Raw genomic sequence first — 15031 nt, 5'->3', positions numbered from 1 at the left:
ACAGTCGGGAGACAACACGAGCGAAGGAGTTCCTGACATGACCACCACCGTCGAGCGGCCCTGGGTGCAGGAGATGGTCGTCGTGCACCGCATCTTCCGGCGGGAGTCGCGCAACCTGGCCGACTCCGTGGCCGCGTGCCGGGCCGGCGACACCGCGCGGGCGGCACTGCTGGCGGAGCTGGCGCGGGAGTACACCGGGGGCCTGCACAGCCACCACACCGGCGAGGACGACCTGCTCTGGCCCAAGCTGCTCGCCCGCGTCGACCTCGACGCCGAGATGGTCCTGCGCATGGAGCAGCAGCACCACGTCGTGGCCGAGGGGCTGGAGGACGTCGAGCGGTGCCTGGCCGCCTGGGAGCGCGGGGCCGGCGAGCCGGAGCGGGCCGCGCTGGTCGCGGCGCTGCGCCGGCACCGCGAGCAGCTGCTGGTGCACCTCGACGACGAGGAGCGGCACGTCCTGCCGCTGGTCTCCGAGCACATCACGGCGGCCGAGTGGGCCGAGCTCGGCGAGCACGGGCGGGCCAAGACCCCGAAGAACAAGCTGCTGTTCCTGCTCGGCGCCCTGCTGGAGGACGCCACGCCGGACGAGACCGCCCGCTTCCTGGCGCTGCTGCCGCTGCCGGCGCGCATCCTGTGGTACACCGTCGGCAAGCGCGCCTACGCCAAGCGGATGCGCGAGGTTCGCGTCTAGTTGGAGGCGTAGCCCGGCAGCTCCTCGGACCCGTCGGCCGACTCGATGCGGTCGACGTGCCCGTCGAAGTCGTCGTCGTAGTAGATGAGGTCGATCCGGCCGTCGTGGTCCTGGTCGTAGGCGACCCGGTCGACCAGGCCGTCGTGGTTGGTGTCCCACATCGCCACGTCGGTCCGGCCGTCGTGGTCGGTGTCGGCGAGCAGCATGTCGGCCCGGCCGTCGCCGTCGGAGTCGTAGCCGGCCGTCTCGGTGTCCCCGCCCATGCCCCCGGCCGAGATGCCGGGGTCGGCGCCGCCGTCGTCGGCCGCCGACAGGCCGGCGGTGCCGTAGGTGAACGGGGTCACCGGGCCGTGGCCGAAGACCGCCTGCGGGTCGGCCACGTCGTCCGGGCCGATGTCCAGGTGGTAGTCGTCCGAGCTGAGGCCCCAGTCACTCATGACTGTCAGTTTTCCAGCAATATGGGGCGAACCGCCACCTGGAGACCGCCTACGTGGACGGCGCCGTGGGTGCCGACGCCTCCTGCCGCTCGACGGAGAGTTTCGCCCGGCGCATGCCGTAGCCGAAGTACAGCACCAGCCCGATCACCATCCAGACCAGGAACCGCACCCAGGTGATCACCGGCAGGTTGAGCATCAGCCAGACGCTGGCCAGCACGCTCACCGCCGGCAGCCACGGCACCAGCGGCGCCTTGAACCCCCGCGGCAGGTCGGGCCGGGTCCGCCGGAGCACCACCACGCCCATCGAGACCACCACGAAGGCGAACAGCGTGCCGATGCTGGTCAGCTCGGACAGCTCGGACAGCGGCACGAAGGCGGCGAGCACCATCACGATCGCGCCGGTGATCGTCGACATCACCCACGGCGTGCCGTAACGCGGGTGGACCTTCGACAGCACCGGGGGCAGCAGCCCGTCGCGGGCCATCGCGAAGGAGACCCGGGCCTGGCCCAGCAGCAGCACCAGGATGACCGACGTGATGCCGCAGACCGCGCCGAGCGAGATCAGGTGGGCCGCCCAGCCCTGCCCCGCGAGGTCGAAGGCCTTGGCCAGCGGCGCGGCGGTGTCCAGGTCGCCGTAGTGCGCCATGCCGGTCACCACCGCGGCAACGCCCATGTAGAGCACGGCGCAGATGATCAGCGAGCCGATGATGCCCATCGGCACGTCGCGCTGCGGCCGGCGGGTCTCCTCGGCGGTGGTCGCCACGACGTCGAAGCCGATGTACGCGAAGAAGACGATCGAGGCCGCCGCCACGATGCCGAACCAGCCGAAGTGCTGCGGCGTGATCCCGGCGAGCACCTGCAGCAGCGGCGCCGAGCCGCCCGACTCCTTCGCCGCGGACTGGGCCGGCGGGATGAACGGGGTGTAGTTCGCCGCCTTGACGAAGAACAGGCCCAGGCCGATGACGAAGAGGACCACGGCCACCTTGATGATCACCAGCGCGCCGGTGACCCGGCCGGAGAGCTTGGCGCCGAGGATCGCCACGATGGTGAGGGCCACGACGATGAACGCGGCGCCGAAGTCGGGGCGGGCCTTGTCGCCGGCCAGCCAGCTCGGCAGGTCGAAGAGCTCCTGGAGGTACGCCGACCAGCCCCGCGACACCACGGCCGCGCCGAGGGCCAGCTCCAGGCACAGGTCCCACCCGATGATCCAGGCCACGAACTGGCCGAGGGTGGCATAGGAGAAGGTGTACGCCGAGCCGGCCACCGGCACCGTGGAGGCGAACTCTGCGTAGCAGAGGGCGGCGAGCGCGCAGACGACGCCGGCGAGGGCGAAGGACAGCACGATCGCGGGGCCGGCGTTGCGGGCCGCCTGCTGCCCCGTCAGCACGAAGATGCCGGTGCCGATGATCACCCCGACGCCGAAGACGGTCAGGTCGAAGGCGGAGAGGTTCTTGTGCAGCTTCTGGCCGGGCGCGTCGGTGTCCCGCATCGACCGTTCGACCGATTTGGTGCGAAATAGCGAGGACATGTCACCCGACATGCCCACAGGATCCGCCAACTACACGTCAGAGGCTTCCCGCTGTACCATTAAATCTATCTGTTAAATAGGATTTAGACGAAGGGCGGCGGGCCATGGGACGGGCGGAGGCCACCGTCGTGGTGGGCGGCGGCTGTAGCGGGGCGCTGGCGGCGATCCACCTGCGCGAGGACCCGGCGCGGGAGGTGGTGATCGTCGATCCGGCGCCGTTCGGCTCGCTGGGGCGCGGCGCGGCGTACCGCACCGTCGACCCCGCCCACCTGCTCAACTCCCGCGCCGCGGCGATGAGCGCGCTGGCCGACGAGCCCGGCGACTTCGTCGACTGGTGCCGCGACCAGGGCGTTCCCGTCGGCCCGGCGGACTTCGCCGCGCGCCGGGTCTTCGGCGACTACCTGCACGACCGGCTGCGGCGGGTGAGCTTCGTCCACGTCCGCGCGGTCGCCACCCGCGTGCGGGCGGACGGCACGGTGCTGCTGCGCGGCGGCGGCACGCTGTCCGCCGGCCGGGTGGTGCTGGCCCTCGGCCACGGCGCCCCGGCCGGCCCGCTGGCGATCACCTCCGCCGTGCGCACCCACCCCTACTATGTGGGAAACCCGTGGCTGCCGGGCGCGCTGGAACGGGTCCCGGGCGACCTGCCGGCGCTGCTGATCGGCACCGGGCTGACCGCGCTCGACGTCGCCCTCACCCTCGGCGGGCGGGGCCGCCGCGCCCCGGTGCTCGCCGTGTCCCGCCGAGGCCTGGTCCCCCAGCCGCACCTGGAGCGCCAGCCACCCGGCGACGCCGCCTTCGCCTACCACGGCACCGACGCGGCCGGCCTGCTGCGGGCCGTGCGCGCGTACGCGGCCACCCAGCCCGACTGGCGCAGCGCCGTCGACGCCATCCGCCCGCAGATCGACCGGCTCTGGTGGCAGCTGTCCGTCGACGCCCGCCAGCGCTTCCTGCGCCACGTCGCGGCCTACTGGGAGGTCCACCGCCACCGCATGGCCCCCGGCGTCGCCGAGCAGGTCCAGCGGATGCGCGCGACCGGCGCCCTGCGGATCACCGCGGGCAAGATCCGCGCCATCCGCCGCGGCGAGCGCGGCTTCGTCGTCACCGTCGGCGACGAGACCTGGCCGGTCGGCGCGATCGTGAACTGCACCGGCCCGGGCGGCGCGGCCACCACCACGCTGGGCCGGGCACTGCTCGACGACGGCCTGGCCCGCCGGGACGCCACCGGCATCGGGCTGGACGTCGACGGGCTGGGCCGGCTCATCGACCGGGGCGGGGAGCCCTCCGAGCGGCTCTTCGCGGTGGGCCCGACCCGCCGCGGCGCCTGGTGGGAGACGACCGCCGTGCCGGAGATCCGCGCCCAGGCCAAGGCCCTGTCCGAGCTGGTCGGCTCGACCGCCCTCGCCGGTCTCCCGTAGGCCCGCCGCGCGCCTGCGGCACGAGCGCCACCTGCCGGCGCACGGTCGGGGGATGACATCCGTCATGCGGGCGCGGTGATCGGCGGCCGATGGGCCGAGCCTCCCCCGGCCATAGCGTCATCGGCATGACCGAGAAGAACATGCACCGCGCCCAGGTTGTCGTCTTCGGGCTCGCCGCCCTGCACGTCGCGGCCATCGCGGTCGCGCTCCTGCGCCACGCCGCCGCCGGAGCCGAGCTCGTCCCGGCCGCCCTCGTGCCGCACCTCGTGCTCGCGGTGCTGCTGCCCGTCCGGGCGCTCAAGCTCCGCACCGGTCAGACCAAGTCGCGGGTCGTGCTGACCATCGTCCTGGCGATCCAGCTCGTCGCCGCCGTGGCCGGGGTGCCGGGCTACGACGCGTGGGCCCTCGCGATCCAGGCCGGCTCGGCCGTGCTCGAAGCCGCCGCCCTCGCCCTTCTGTGGCTGCCGGCCCGCCGGCAGGTGGCCCTGGGGCGGTGACGCCGGGACCCGTTGCCCAGCCGGGCCGCGGCGCTCAGAACGCCCCGTAGCCGGCCGGAACCAGGCGGGACCACAGGCGCGAGAGCGCGGGATGATGCAGCTCCGCCGCCAGCGCGAACCCCTCCCGCCAGGCCGCGAGGGCCCGCTGGGTGTCCCCGCGGGCCCGGTGCGTGTTGCCGAGCCCGAAGAGCGGCTCCACGACGTTGTACCGGTCGCTGAGCTCCCGATAGAGGGCGATCGACCGCCGGTACGCCGTCTCGGCCGGCATCAGCTCGTCCAGCCGCAGGTGGATGAAGCCGATGCTGTCCCACAGGTTGGCCGCGCTGGTGCGGTCCTGTGAGGCCTCGGCCAGTACCAGTGCGGCCCTTGCCTGTTCCAGACCGAGCCGCAGGTTGCCCTGCCGGGCCTGGTACCACGCCATCGCCGCCAGCGCCCGGCCCTGGCCCGCGCGGTGCCCGGCCCGCTGGTAGAACACGAGGCTTCGCTCGGCGCAGCCGTAGGCCGCCTCCAGGTCGCCCTCCCGCTCGTGCCGCAGCCCGTGCAGCTGGCTGGTCCCGGCCAGCCCGTAGGCGTCGCCGAGGGCCTGGAACTGCCGCTGCGCGATCGCCAGCGCCGGGCCGACCTCGGCCGGGTCGCCGTAGCGGAAGTGTGCCATCGCGACCTGGAAGGCGGCGTTGGCGATGCCGACCGGCTCGGTGGCGGCCCGGGCGGCGGCCTCGGCGACCGCGATCCAGGTGCGGCCGTGCCCGCCCCGGCGCAGATAGGTGCTCATCGCCCAGGCCAGCTGCCAGCCCGCGGCCGGCACGAGGGCCACCAGGGTGCCGTGCTCGGCGGCGAACCAGGCCAGCGCCTCGTCCGGGCCGGTCGGCTCCGGGCCGCTCACCCCGGCGGGCGGGGGCGGCAGAGGGACCGGGGGACGGTTGGGGTCCATGCGCAGCGCGGCGGCGTGGGCGGTGTGCAGGTAGTGGGCGTGCAGCCGGGCCCGGGCCGCCTCCGCCGCCGGGCCGAGGCCGGCGGCGAGCTCCGCGGCGTAGGCGCGCAGGAGGTCGTGCGCGGCGAACCGGCCGGGCCGGTGCTGGCCGAGCAGCTGCGCGGCGGCCAGCTCGAGCAGCAGCCGCTGGGCCTCCGGCAGGTCGCGACCGGCCAGGCTGGCCGCGGCGGCCACCGAGACGTCCGGGCCCGGGTGCAGGCCGAGCAGCGCGAAGAGCTCCGCCGCGCCGGGGCTCAGGGTGGCGTACGACCACGAGAACACCGACCGCAGGTCCGCCCTGGGATCGTTGCTGCCGAACGCGTCCAGCGAGCCGCGGTCCACGTCCGCGGCGATGGCGTCGAGGGAGAGGCCCGGCTGCACCGCCGAGGTGGCCGCGACCACAGCCAGCGCGAGCGGCAGCCCCGCGCACCGGTGCACGATCCGGGCCACGGCGTCGCGGTGGCGGGCGACCCGGTCCGGGCCGAGCCGGGCGGCCAGCAGCCCGGCCGCCTCCGGCTCGCCGAGCGCGTCGAGGGCCACGGCGTGCGCGCCCTCGACGGCGACCAGGCCGGTCAGCCGGTCCCGGCTGGTGACCACGGCGAGGCAGCCGGCCGACCCGGGCAGCAGCGGGCGCACCTGCTCCACGTCGCGGGCGTTGTCGAGCACCACGAGCACCCGCCGGCCGTGCAGGACGCTTCGGTACTGCGCGGCCCTCGCCTCCACCCCGTCCGGCACCCGGTCCTCGGGCACGCCGAGCGCGACCAGGAACCGCAGCAGCGCGTCGGCGGGGTCGGCGGCGGCGAGGTCCGGGGCGAACCCGCGCAGGTCGGCGAAGAGCCGCCCGTCGGGGTAGCGGTCCTGCACCCGGCGGGCCCAGTGCACGGCGAGCGCCGACTTGCCGACGCCGGCCGTGCCGGTGACGACCACCAGCTCGCGGGCCCGGTCCAGCGCGGCCAGCTCCGCCTCGCGCCCGACGAAGCCGGCGACCCCGAGCGGCAGCTGGGCCGGCACCCGGGAACGCTCGGCCGGCGGCGACGACGCCGACGGCGGCGCCGGGACGTCCGCGGGACCGGCCTCGAGCGCGTGCCGGTGCAGCAGCTGCAGCTCCGGCCCGGGCTCGACGCCGAGGTCGTCCACGAGCCGGCGCCTGACCTCGCGGAAGACGCCGAGCGCGTCGGCCCGCCGCCCCGACCGCTGCAGGGCGAGCATCAGCTGCCCGGCGAGGCGCTCCCGGTGCGGGTGCTCGGCCTGGTACCGCGCCAGGTCCGCGACGAGGTGAGGGTCCACCCCGGCGTCGAGCCGAGCGGCGAACCACTCATCCACGGCGGCCAGCCGCAGCTCGGTCAGGGCCGTGGTGGCCGCCGCGATCGCCGGGGTGGCCGGCACGTCGGCGAAGGGCTCGCCGGTCCACAGGGCCAGCGCCGCGGCGAACCCGGCCACGGCGTCGTCCACGGCGCCGGCGGCGTGCACGGCCCGGGCTCGGGCGACCGCGCCCTCGAACCGCGCCACGTCCCACTCGTCGGCGCCGACCTCCAGCCGGTAGCCGGGCTTGTGGGTGACCAGCCGGGCGGCGACGGGCCCGAGCGCGCGGCGCACCCGCGACACGTAGCCGTGCACCAGCGGACGGACGTCGCCGGGGGCCTGCTCGGCCCAGATCTCGTCGACCATCTGGTCGACGCCGACGAGGCCGCCACGGCGGACCAGCAGGAGGGCCAGCACCGCCCGGGCGCGCGGGGTGCCGATCTGTCGTGACTGATCGTCGTCGATGATGCTGAGCGGCCCGAGCGATCGGAACAGCACCGCTACGCACGCCTTCCAGGTTTCGTACAGGTCTGCGCAAGTCCGGATTGCCACTCTAGCCACGCCCTCGGGATCAAATCGATTCCCGTGATTCACGACACTGGGAGTGCGTGTGCGCATCAAGCAACGTCTGTTCGTGACGGCCGCCGTGGCCATCGCGGCGGCGGCCGCCGGGCTGGGCCCGGTCGGCGCCAACGCCGCCAACGCCGCCGATGTCCCGGTCGACGCGGCCGTGACCTCCGTCGTGCAAAACGCCGACGGCACCATCACCGAGACCTCGTACACCCCGGCGCCCGGCGTCAGCCCGGCCGACCTGGCCCAGCGGCTGCGCTCGCGCGGGTTGAACGCCAAGGCCGGGACCCAGGCGACGGCCAGCCTGGCCGCGGCGTCCGCCTGCAGCAAGGGCACGGCGCGGACCTGGCCCAGCTCGGCGACCTGCTTCGTCCGCTGGTCCTACAACGGCGCGGTCCGCCCGGTCATCGACTTCGTGGACGGCTCCGGCGCCAGCTGGCCGGTCGGCCGCTCGGTCACCAAGTGGAACCAGACGTCAGGCATCGACTCGATCTACCGCACGTCGACCGCGGGCTGCGACGGCGCCCCGGCCCACTGCGTGCACGTGTACAGCTACAACTACGGCGACACCGGCTGGACCGGGAACACGAGCCGCACGCTCAACTCGGCCCAGACGTACTACACCCAGGCCGTGACGGAACTCAACGACTACTACGGCGGCACCGAGGCACAGAAGTGGAACACGGCGTGCCACGAGCTGGGGCACGTGCTGGGGCTCGACCACAACACGTCGACGACCAGCTGCCTCTACTACGCGCGCACCAGCCAGCAGTACCCGAACTCCGACGACTACAGCCTGCTCGAGTCGTACTACTAGCAGTCCCCGGCGGCCTGGCGTCCACGGGGCGCTAGGCCGCCACTTCCTTGAGCGTCATGACGTGCTCGACCAGGGCGATGAGCACATCCTTGACCGAGCGGCGGTCGCGGGCGTCACACAGCACGACCGGCACGTCGGGGTCGAGGTCGAGCGCCTTGGCGATCTGCGTGGCGCTGTGCTTCTGCACCCCGTCGAAGCAGTTCACGGCGACGAGGAACGGCGTGTTGCGGCGCTCGAAGTAGTCCACCGACGGGAAGCAGTCGTCGAGGCGGCGGGTGTCGGCCAGCACGACGGCGCCGAGGGCACCCAGCGCCAGCTCGTCCCACAGGAACCAGAAGCGGTCCTGGCCCGGAGTACCGAAGAGATACAGGACGATGTCCTGGTTGATGCTGATCCGGCCGAAGTCCATCGCGACGGTCGTGGTGCGCTTGCCCTCCACGCCGTGGGTGTCGTCGATGCCGAGCCCGACGTTGGTGAGCACCTCCTCCGTCTGCAGGGGACGGATCTCGCTCACCGCGCTGACGAGCGTGGTCTTGCCGACGCCGAACCCGCCCGCGATGAGGATCTTCACCGCGAGCGGGACGTGACCGTCAGAGCGCTCGGAGGCCATTGACAACCGCCTTGAGGATGCGATCGTCGGGCCGCTGCGGCCCGACGGACTGGTCGTACTCCGGTTCGTGCATCTCGATCAGCCCCTGCTGGAGCAGGTCGCCCAGCAGCACGCGCACAACGCCGAGCGCGAGATCGAGGTGGGAGGCGAGCTCGGCGACCGAGACCGGCTCGCTGGTGCGCGCCAGGATCGCGCGCTGCTCGGGCAGGAGGTGCTGCTCGCCCGAGCCGTCGACCCGGCTCACCACGAACGCGACCAGGTCGAAGGCGCCGACGGCCGGCTTGGCCCGGCCGCCCGTCACCGCGTATGGGCGCACCACGGGGCCGGCGTCGGAGTCCAGCCAGTCGTGCTCACCCTGCGGCATCGTGGGCCACGCCCGGTCGCGACGGCGCGGTGAGGTACTGCCCGACCCTGGTCACCAGCATCGCCATCTCGTAGGCGATCACGCCGATGTCGGAGTCGGCGGCGCTGAGCACCGCGAGACAAGCGCCCTGTCCGGCGGCGGTGACGAACAGGAACGAGTTGTCCATCTCCACGATGGTCTGGCGGACCGCGCCGCCGTTGAACTGCCGCCCCGCGCTGCGGGCCAGGCTCTGAAACCCGGAGGCGACCGCCGAGAGGTGCTCGGCGTCGTCGCGCCCGAGCCCGCTGGACGCGCCCATGAGCAGCCCGTCGGCGGAGAGCACCACGGCATGCTGCGCCGACTCGACCCGCTCGACGAGATCGTCGAGAAGCCAGTCGAGCTTGCCGGTGCGGCTCGTCGAGTGCGTCACCTATGCGTCCCTTTCCGGAGTATTCGTGGGCTCGCCGAGCGGGATCTGCCCGGCGTCGCGGCGGCCTCGGGTGAAGCCGGACTGCAGCGACGTCATCATGGCCCGGGTCTGCTCGGGCGAGCGCCCGCCGACATTGGTCGTGGCGAACTGCGCGGCCGGGATGCCGTCGACGGTCATCTCCTCCTCGGGCCGATCGCGCAGCTGTGGGGCGATGCTGGCCTGGCGGCGCCGCCGGGGCAGCCCGTCGTCGGTGAGTTCGGGCCGCTCGTCCGCCGCCGGCTCCGGCACCCGTTGCAGTGGGATGACCGGTGGCGGAGAAGCCGGCTGCGGTACGGCGAACAGCTGGGGCGGCGACACCGGTTCCACGCGGCCCGATTCCACGCCGACCAGTTCCAGGCCGGCCTTCGTCGGGCGGATCGCGTCGGCGGGGTCCAGCTCCAGCACCGCCTCCTCGGCCTCCTGCCGCTCCTCGGCCGGGGTGGAGGCGGTCAGCTCGGGCGTCGCGCCGGTGATCAGGTGCGGCGGGATCAGCACGACCGCGGTGACGCCGCCATAGGCCGAGGCCCGCAGCGTCGCCCGCACCCCGTGCCGGGCGGCGAGCAGCGCCACGACGAAGAGGCCGAGCCGGGCGCTGTTGGCCGGGTCGAAGTCCGGCGGCTGCAGGAGCCGCTGGTTGGCCTCCTCGATCGCCTCGGGCGCCATGCCCAGGCCGCGGTCCTCGATCTCGATCGCGTACCCGTTCGGGACCAGCTGCCCGCTGATCTGCACCCGGGTGTGCGGCGGCGAGTACGTGGTGGCGTTCTCGATCACCTCGGCCAGCAGGTGGATGACGTCGGCGACGGCCCGGCCGGCGAGCGACGCCTCCGGCAGGGCCAGGAACCCGACCCGGGCGTAGTCCTCGACCTCGGAGACGGCGCCGCGGATCACGTCGATCATCGGCACCGGGTTGCGCCAGCCCCGGCCGGGGGCGGCGCCGGCCAGGATGACCAGGTCCTCGGCGTGGCGGCGCATGCGGGTGGCGAGGTGGTCGACGCGGAAGAGGTCCTCGAGCTCCTCCGGGTCGGTGGCGCGCCGCTCCATCCGGTCGAGCAGCCCGAGCTGGCGGTGCAGCAGCGTCTGGCTGCGCCGGGCGATGTTGAGGAAGACCTCGTTGAGCCCCTGCCGGAGCTGGGCCTCGTGCACGGCCGACTCCACGGCGGTGCGCTGCACGGCGCTGAAGGCGTTGCCCACCTTGCCGATCTCGTCGGTGCCGTACTCCAGCGGGGGCGCCGCGGCGACCACGTCGATGCTCTCGCCGTGCCGCAGCCGGCCGATCACCTCGGGCAGCCGCGCGTCGGCGAGGTCCTGGGCGGCCTGGCGCAGGCTGACCAGGCGGCGGATCAGCGAGCGGCCGATCCGGATCGACAGCAGGATCGAGATCAGCACGGCGGCGAGGCCGAGCACGCCGGCGCCGACCGTCCGCAGCACGATCGCGGTGCCGATCGGGCCGGCCTCGGCCACGATGATCTCGCCGAAGCGCAGGTCGAGGTAGCGCAGCTGGTCGACCAGCTTGTCGTAGGCGTCGCGCCAGACGTTGACGTCGATCGGCAGCGCCGCGCCCGCCTTGGCGTCCGACATGATCTTGCTCTCGAGCTCCGCGATCTTCTTGTACGAGTCGCTGGCCGCGATCGGGTTCCAGATCGTCATGCCCTCGGCCGGCAGGTCGGGGATCGCGTTGGCGTAGACGTCGCGCTTGGCCCCGATGATCGAGATCAGGTCGGCGTGCTCGGTCAGCTGGAACTTCCCGGCCGCCGCCACCCCGTTGATGATCGCGTCCTCGCGCGCGAGCATCTCCCGGCCGCGGCTGGTCGCGATGACCGTGCGCGCGCTGCGGGTGAGCCGGGCATCGCTGATGCCGGGCAGCGAGTTGTACCACCGGTAGATCGTGTCGATCGGCTTGTTGTAGGCGTCCATGGCCTGGGCGCGGGTCTCCTGGCCGAGCGAGATCGCCTGCCGCTCGTTCGCGAGCCCGTCGAACGAGGCGACGATCTGCTGGAGCAGCGCGCGGGCGTCGGCCGGGATCGCGTCCTGCAGGTCGGAGTCCTCGGCCCGGTGCCGGAAGTCGGCGAGCACCGCGTCGGCCTTGGCCCGCTGGTCGGTGAGCGCCGTCGTCTCCGGCCGCCCCTCCTGGCGCCCCGTGGCCAGGTACACCTGGGTGAGCTTGCGCTCGCGCTGCAGCTCGACGATGACGCTCTCGGACGGCTTACCGCTCAGCTCGTAGTACGTCTGGCTGTCGAACAGCTCGAACGCGGCCCCGGCGGTGAGGCTCGTGGCGAACACCCACATGACCACCAGCGACGCCAGCGGCGGCAGCAGCAGCGTGATGATCTTCGCGCGGATCGACCAGGTGCGGATTCTCCACGAAGGGCTCTTCATGCGGGTCGGTTCCTCGCCAGGGTCGCGGGGCAGGAAGGGGGGTGGCGCCTCGGGCATGATACGGACACCTGGGGCCGTAAGTCACCAGCAAGGTTCTCGGGGGCCGAAACCGGACTCGCCCCGTGACTCGCTCTGCTCGGAGTGTGAGCAAGGTGTCCGGGGGCAGCGTGGCCGCATGCGGGTTGCACGGTGGGTGCTGACGATCGTGGCATGGACGGGCTGCACGGCGGCCGTGAGCGCCTTCAGCCTCGACCGGGCCGGGGCGGTGCGCGACACGCTGCTCACGTCGACCCGCGGCGACCCCGGGCCCGGCCCGACGGTCTCCCCGTCCCCGTCGCCGGGCTCGCCGGTGATCCTGCGTACGCCGGGTGGCAACGTCATCGCGGGCTGTGCCGGCGACCAGGTGCGGGTGCAGTACCTCAGCCCCGCCGCCGGCTTCCACATCGAGAACGCCGACCGCGCCCCCGGCCCGGAGTCCCGGGTCACATTCAAGACGAACGGACACGAAGTGCGAGTGGTCGTGCACTGCGCCGCCGACGGGCCGCACGCCGACGTCACGGTGGGCTGAGAACGCATCGAGCAGGATTTATATCACAGGTACATCCCGACGCCGGCCGGCTGGTCGGCGGTCACACTGACCCGCGGGCCGCCGTCGCGCAGCTCGTACAGCTCGGCCAGCGTCGCCCCGTCGGGCCCGATGCCGGCGGGGCTGACGCCGGAGGTCTCCAGCCACGCGGCCGCCTCGTCGAACGGCAACGGCGCCACGTGCAGCTGGGCGAGGCAGCGGCCGGGACGTACGACCGCGGGATGAAGCTTGGCGAGATCCTCGTTCGTGGTGATCGCCACGAGCACGTCGCGCCCCTGCCCGAGCAGCCCGTCCGTCAGGTTCAGCAGCCGCGACAACGCCTGCCCGGTGGCCTGCTTGGCCTCGCCGCGGACCAGCTCGTCGCAGTCCTCGAGCAGCAGCAGCCGCCAGCGCCGCCCACCCTCGTCGTCGCCGTCCACGCCCAGCGCGGTGTCCATGAGGTACGCCGGCTCCGCGAACAGCCGCTCGGGGTCGAGCACGCAGTCCACCTGGCACCAGTTGCGCCACCGGCGCGCCAACGCCCGCAGCAGCGTGGTCTTCCCGGTCCCCGGCGGCCCGTGGAGCAGCAGCAGGCGCCCGTTCACGCTCTCCGCCTCGAGCCCCATGAGCCGATCGATCGCCTCGGCCGTCTTCGCCGCGTAGTTGCCCCGGATCTCCGTCCAGTCCGGCGCCCCGATCCGCCGCTCCCGCCGCCGCGGCCCGTGCTGCGCCGAGTGCCAGAACCCGATCGGCACGGCGTCGTCGGCCGGCGGCGGTACCTCCTCGGCCCCGTCCACGGCGGAGGCCAGAATCCGGTCCGCCAGCTCGGCGTCCACCGCCGTGACCGTCACCGAACCGTTGCGGCTGTGATGCCACCGGGTGGCCCGGAGCGTCCACCCTTCCCCCGCCGCCAGCGTCGAGCGATCCTGGTCGTCGACCGCCTCGCGCAGCACCGCCGCCCCCTCGGGCAGCAGGGTGGCATCCTTGCGCAGGTTCGTCAGCCGGCGGGTCCGCGCATGCGGCTGCCGTCCGCTGACGAACGCCGACAGCGCCAGCACGTCGAGCACGTCGATCACGCCGTCGCCGTCGTCGACCCAGCTGGTAACCGGCACGGCCGCGGTGGGCTCAACGAGGGACATCACTCAAGGATCAGACGGCGTCGCGCTGCCGTACACCCATTTTCTCCGGCACCACGGCCGTCCCCACGCCCCGGATCGCCATCGACGCGCAGCGCTGCGCCACCCCGGCGGCCTCGGCCAGCCCCGCCCCGGCCAGCCGCCCGAGCACGAACCCCGCCAGATACGCCCCGCCGGCCCCCGCCCCGTGCGCCACCGGAGCCGGCGGCGCCGCGGTCGTCACCGACTCGCCATCCAGGCTGAGCACGGCCGACCCCTCGGAGTCCAGGGTCACCGCCACCACCGACGCCCCGGTCCGCCGCAGCAGCTGCCCCCGGTCCCGCTCCCGGTCGAAGTCGCCCCGCTTGTCCAGCACCCGGCACGCCTCTTCCCGGTTCGGCGTGACCAGGTCCGGCCCGATCGGCGCCCAGGGCAACAGGTCGTGCGCGTCGACGGCCAGCAGCGGCAGGTCCAGCCGCCGCGCCCCGAGCAACGCCCGCACCTGCCCGCCGAGCGTCCCGTTCCCGTGATCGCAGACGACCACCGCATCCGGCCGGGGCTCCGTGTTGAGCGCCTCCTCGAGCCGCCGGACGAGCGTCTCCCCCGCGATGGCGTTCAGCGGCCCGGTGTCCCCCTCGTCGAACCGCACCAGCACGTAGCCGTCCGCCACCACACGACGCTTGGTGACCGTGCGCCGCCCGACCGCCGTCACCAGCCGGTCCGCCACCCCGCTGTCCCACACGCAGGTCCGCAGCCGCGCGCCCGCGTCGTCGTCGCCGACCGCCCCCAGCAGCGTCGTACGCGCCCCGAGCGCCGCGAAGTTGGCCGCGGTGTTGGCCGCCCCGCCACAAACCTCCCGCGTCACGTCGAGCTCGATGACGGGCACGGGCGCCTCCCGGCTGAGCCGCGTGGGCTTGCCGCACAGCCACGCGTCGAGCAGCGCATCCCCGACAACGAGCACCGACGCGTCCCGCCAGGCCTCAGCCAGCAGCCCAAAATTGCCAGAGTTCTGCACGCCCCGGCCGCTACCCCCGGGCCCCGACTTCATGCCCCCAAGATCCAGCCCGCCCGCCCGTTCGCACACGGCCTCAGCCCCGCGACCACCCCGGCCGCAAGGCCATGGGCCACGGCCGCGAGAGGCCCATCGGCAATCGGACACGAGCCGTCGCGGGACAGGACATGCAGCACGAGGCCCGTCGGCAATCGGACATGAGCCATCGCGGGACAGGACATGCAGCACCCGGACGCAGAACACGGCGGCCCAGACGCGCGGGACGCAGAGCCTGGGACGCGGGGCGCGGGCAGGCGTTGGCGCACCGCAGGCTC

General features: G+C 73.7%; 14 protein-coding genes. 5 read left to right on the top strand and 9 right to left on the bottom strand.

Features of this window, described 5'->3' with window-relative positions; all coding sequences use genetic code 11:
- Positions 1-37 precede the first annotated feature (37 nt).
- The gene (locus ABD352_RS21620; RefSeq protein WP_344614251.1) at positions 38-691 is read left to right on the top strand and encodes a hemerythrin domain-containing protein; all 654 of its coding nucleotides are present in this window, start codon (positions 38-40) and stop codon (positions 689-691) included.
- On the opposite strand, the gene ABD352_RS21615 is transcribed toward ABD352_RS21620, so the two are convergent.
- Together ABD352_RS21615 and ABD352_RS21610 are read right to left on the bottom strand one after the other, a co-directional pair.
- Positions 688-1128, bottom strand: a complete 441-nt coding sequence (locus ABD352_RS21615) for a hypothetical protein (RefSeq protein WP_344614250.1) — start codon at positions 1126-1128, stop codon at positions 688-690. The genes ABD352_RS21620 and ABD352_RS21615 overlap by 4 nt on opposite strands.
- A 49-nt stretch (positions 1129-1177) precedes the next feature.
- Positions 1178-2617, bottom strand: a complete 1440-nt coding sequence (locus ABD352_RS21610; protein ID WP_344614249.1) for an amino acid permease — start codon at positions 2615-2617, stop codon at positions 1178-1180.
- A 143-nt stretch (positions 2618-2760) separates the two neighbouring features.
- Here ABD352_RS21610 and ABD352_RS21605 point away from each other — a divergent pair, with 143 nt between their 5' ends.
- Together ABD352_RS21605 and ABD352_RS21600 are read left to right on the top strand one after the other, a co-directional pair.
- Positions 2761-4071 (top strand): FAD/NAD(P)-binding protein, encoded by a 1311-nt coding sequence (locus tag ABD352_RS21605; RefSeq protein ID WP_344614248.1) that lies wholly within the window; start codon positions 2761-2763, stop codon positions 4069-4071.
- 125 nt (positions 4072-4196) lie between these two features.
- Positions 4197-4568, top strand: coding sequence for a hypothetical protein (locus ABD352_RS21600; RefSeq protein WP_344614247.1), 372 nt, complete (start codon positions 4197-4199; stop codon positions 4566-4568).
- 34 nt (positions 4569-4602) lie between these two features.
- Here ABD352_RS21600 and ABD352_RS21595 read toward each other — a convergent pair whose 3' ends face one another.
- Positions 4603-7338: an AfsR/SARP family transcriptional regulator gene (locus ABD352_RS21595; protein WP_344614246.1), complete on the bottom strand. Its 2736-nt coding sequence runs from the start codon at positions 7336-7338 to the stop codon at positions 4603-4605.
- Between the two features lie 136 nt (positions 7339-7474).
- On the opposite strand from ABD352_RS21595, the gene ABD352_RS21590 reads away from it, so the two are divergent.
- The gene (locus ABD352_RS21590; protein ID WP_344614245.1) at positions 7475-8227 is read left to right on the top strand and encodes a matrixin family metalloprotease; all 753 of its coding nucleotides are present in this window, start codon (positions 7475-7477) and stop codon (positions 8225-8227) included.
- A gap of 31 nt (positions 8228-8258) precedes the next feature.
- Here ABD352_RS21590 and ABD352_RS21585 read toward each other — a convergent pair whose 3' ends face one another.
- Genes ABD352_RS21585 through ABD352_RS21570 form a run of 4 tightly spaced genes read right to left on the bottom strand, consistent with a single transcriptional unit; the run spans position 8259 to position 12025 of the window.
- Positions 8259-8837 carry a GTP-binding protein gene (locus tag ABD352_RS21585; RefSeq protein ID WP_344614244.1) on the bottom strand — a complete coding sequence of 193 codons (579 nt, stop codon included), beginning with the start codon at positions 8835-8837 and terminating at the stop codon, positions 8259-8261.
- Complete coding sequence (locus tag ABD352_RS21580; protein ID WP_344614243.1) at positions 8818-9201, bottom strand: DUF742 domain-containing protein; 384 nt, start codon at positions 9199-9201, stop codon at positions 8818-8820. The genes ABD352_RS21585 and ABD352_RS21580 overlap by 20 nt, the downstream gene beginning before the upstream one ends.
- Positions 9188-9610: a roadblock/LC7 domain-containing protein gene (locus tag ABD352_RS21575; RefSeq protein WP_344614242.1), complete on the bottom strand. Its 423-nt coding sequence runs from the start codon at positions 9608-9610 to the stop codon at positions 9188-9190. Before ABD352_RS21575 ends, ABD352_RS21580 begins: the two co-directional genes overlap by 14 nt.
- Positions 9611-12025 (bottom strand): sensor histidine kinase, encoded by a 2415-nt coding sequence (locus ABD352_RS21570; protein WP_344614241.1) that lies wholly within the window; start codon positions 12023-12025, stop codon positions 9611-9613.
- Positions 12026-12200: 175 nt separating this feature from the next.
- Here ABD352_RS21570 and ABD352_RS21565 point away from each other — a divergent pair, with 175 nt between their 5' ends.
- Complete coding sequence (locus ABD352_RS21565) at positions 12201-12593, top strand: hypothetical protein (RefSeq protein ID WP_344614240.1); 393 nt, start codon at positions 12201-12203, stop codon at positions 12591-12593.
- 23 nt (positions 12594-12616) lie between these two features.
- Here ABD352_RS21565 and ABD352_RS21560 read toward each other — a convergent pair whose 3' ends face one another.
- Together ABD352_RS21560 and ABD352_RS21555 are read right to left on the bottom strand one after the other, a co-directional pair.
- The gene (locus ABD352_RS21560; RefSeq protein ID WP_344614239.1) at positions 12617-13729 is read right to left on the bottom strand and encodes a DUF5925 domain-containing protein; all 1113 of its coding nucleotides are present in this window, start codon (positions 13727-13729) and stop codon (positions 12617-12619) included.
- 10 nt (positions 13730-13739) lie between these two features.
- On the bottom strand, positions 13740-14720 hold the full coding sequence (locus tag ABD352_RS21555) for a bifunctional heptose 7-phosphate kinase/heptose 1-phosphate adenyltransferase (RefSeq protein WP_344614238.1): 981 nt from the start codon (positions 14718-14720) through the stop codon (positions 13740-13742).
- Positions 14721-15031 lie beyond the last annotated feature (311 nt).

This window comes from Dactylosporangium salmoneum (assembly GCF_039532525.1).
GTDB classification, from domain to species: Bacteria; Actinomycetota; Actinomycetes; order Mycobacteriales; family Micromonosporaceae; genus Dactylosporangium; species Dactylosporangium salmoneum.
This window is presented reverse-complemented; position numbering and strand designations above follow the sequence as displayed.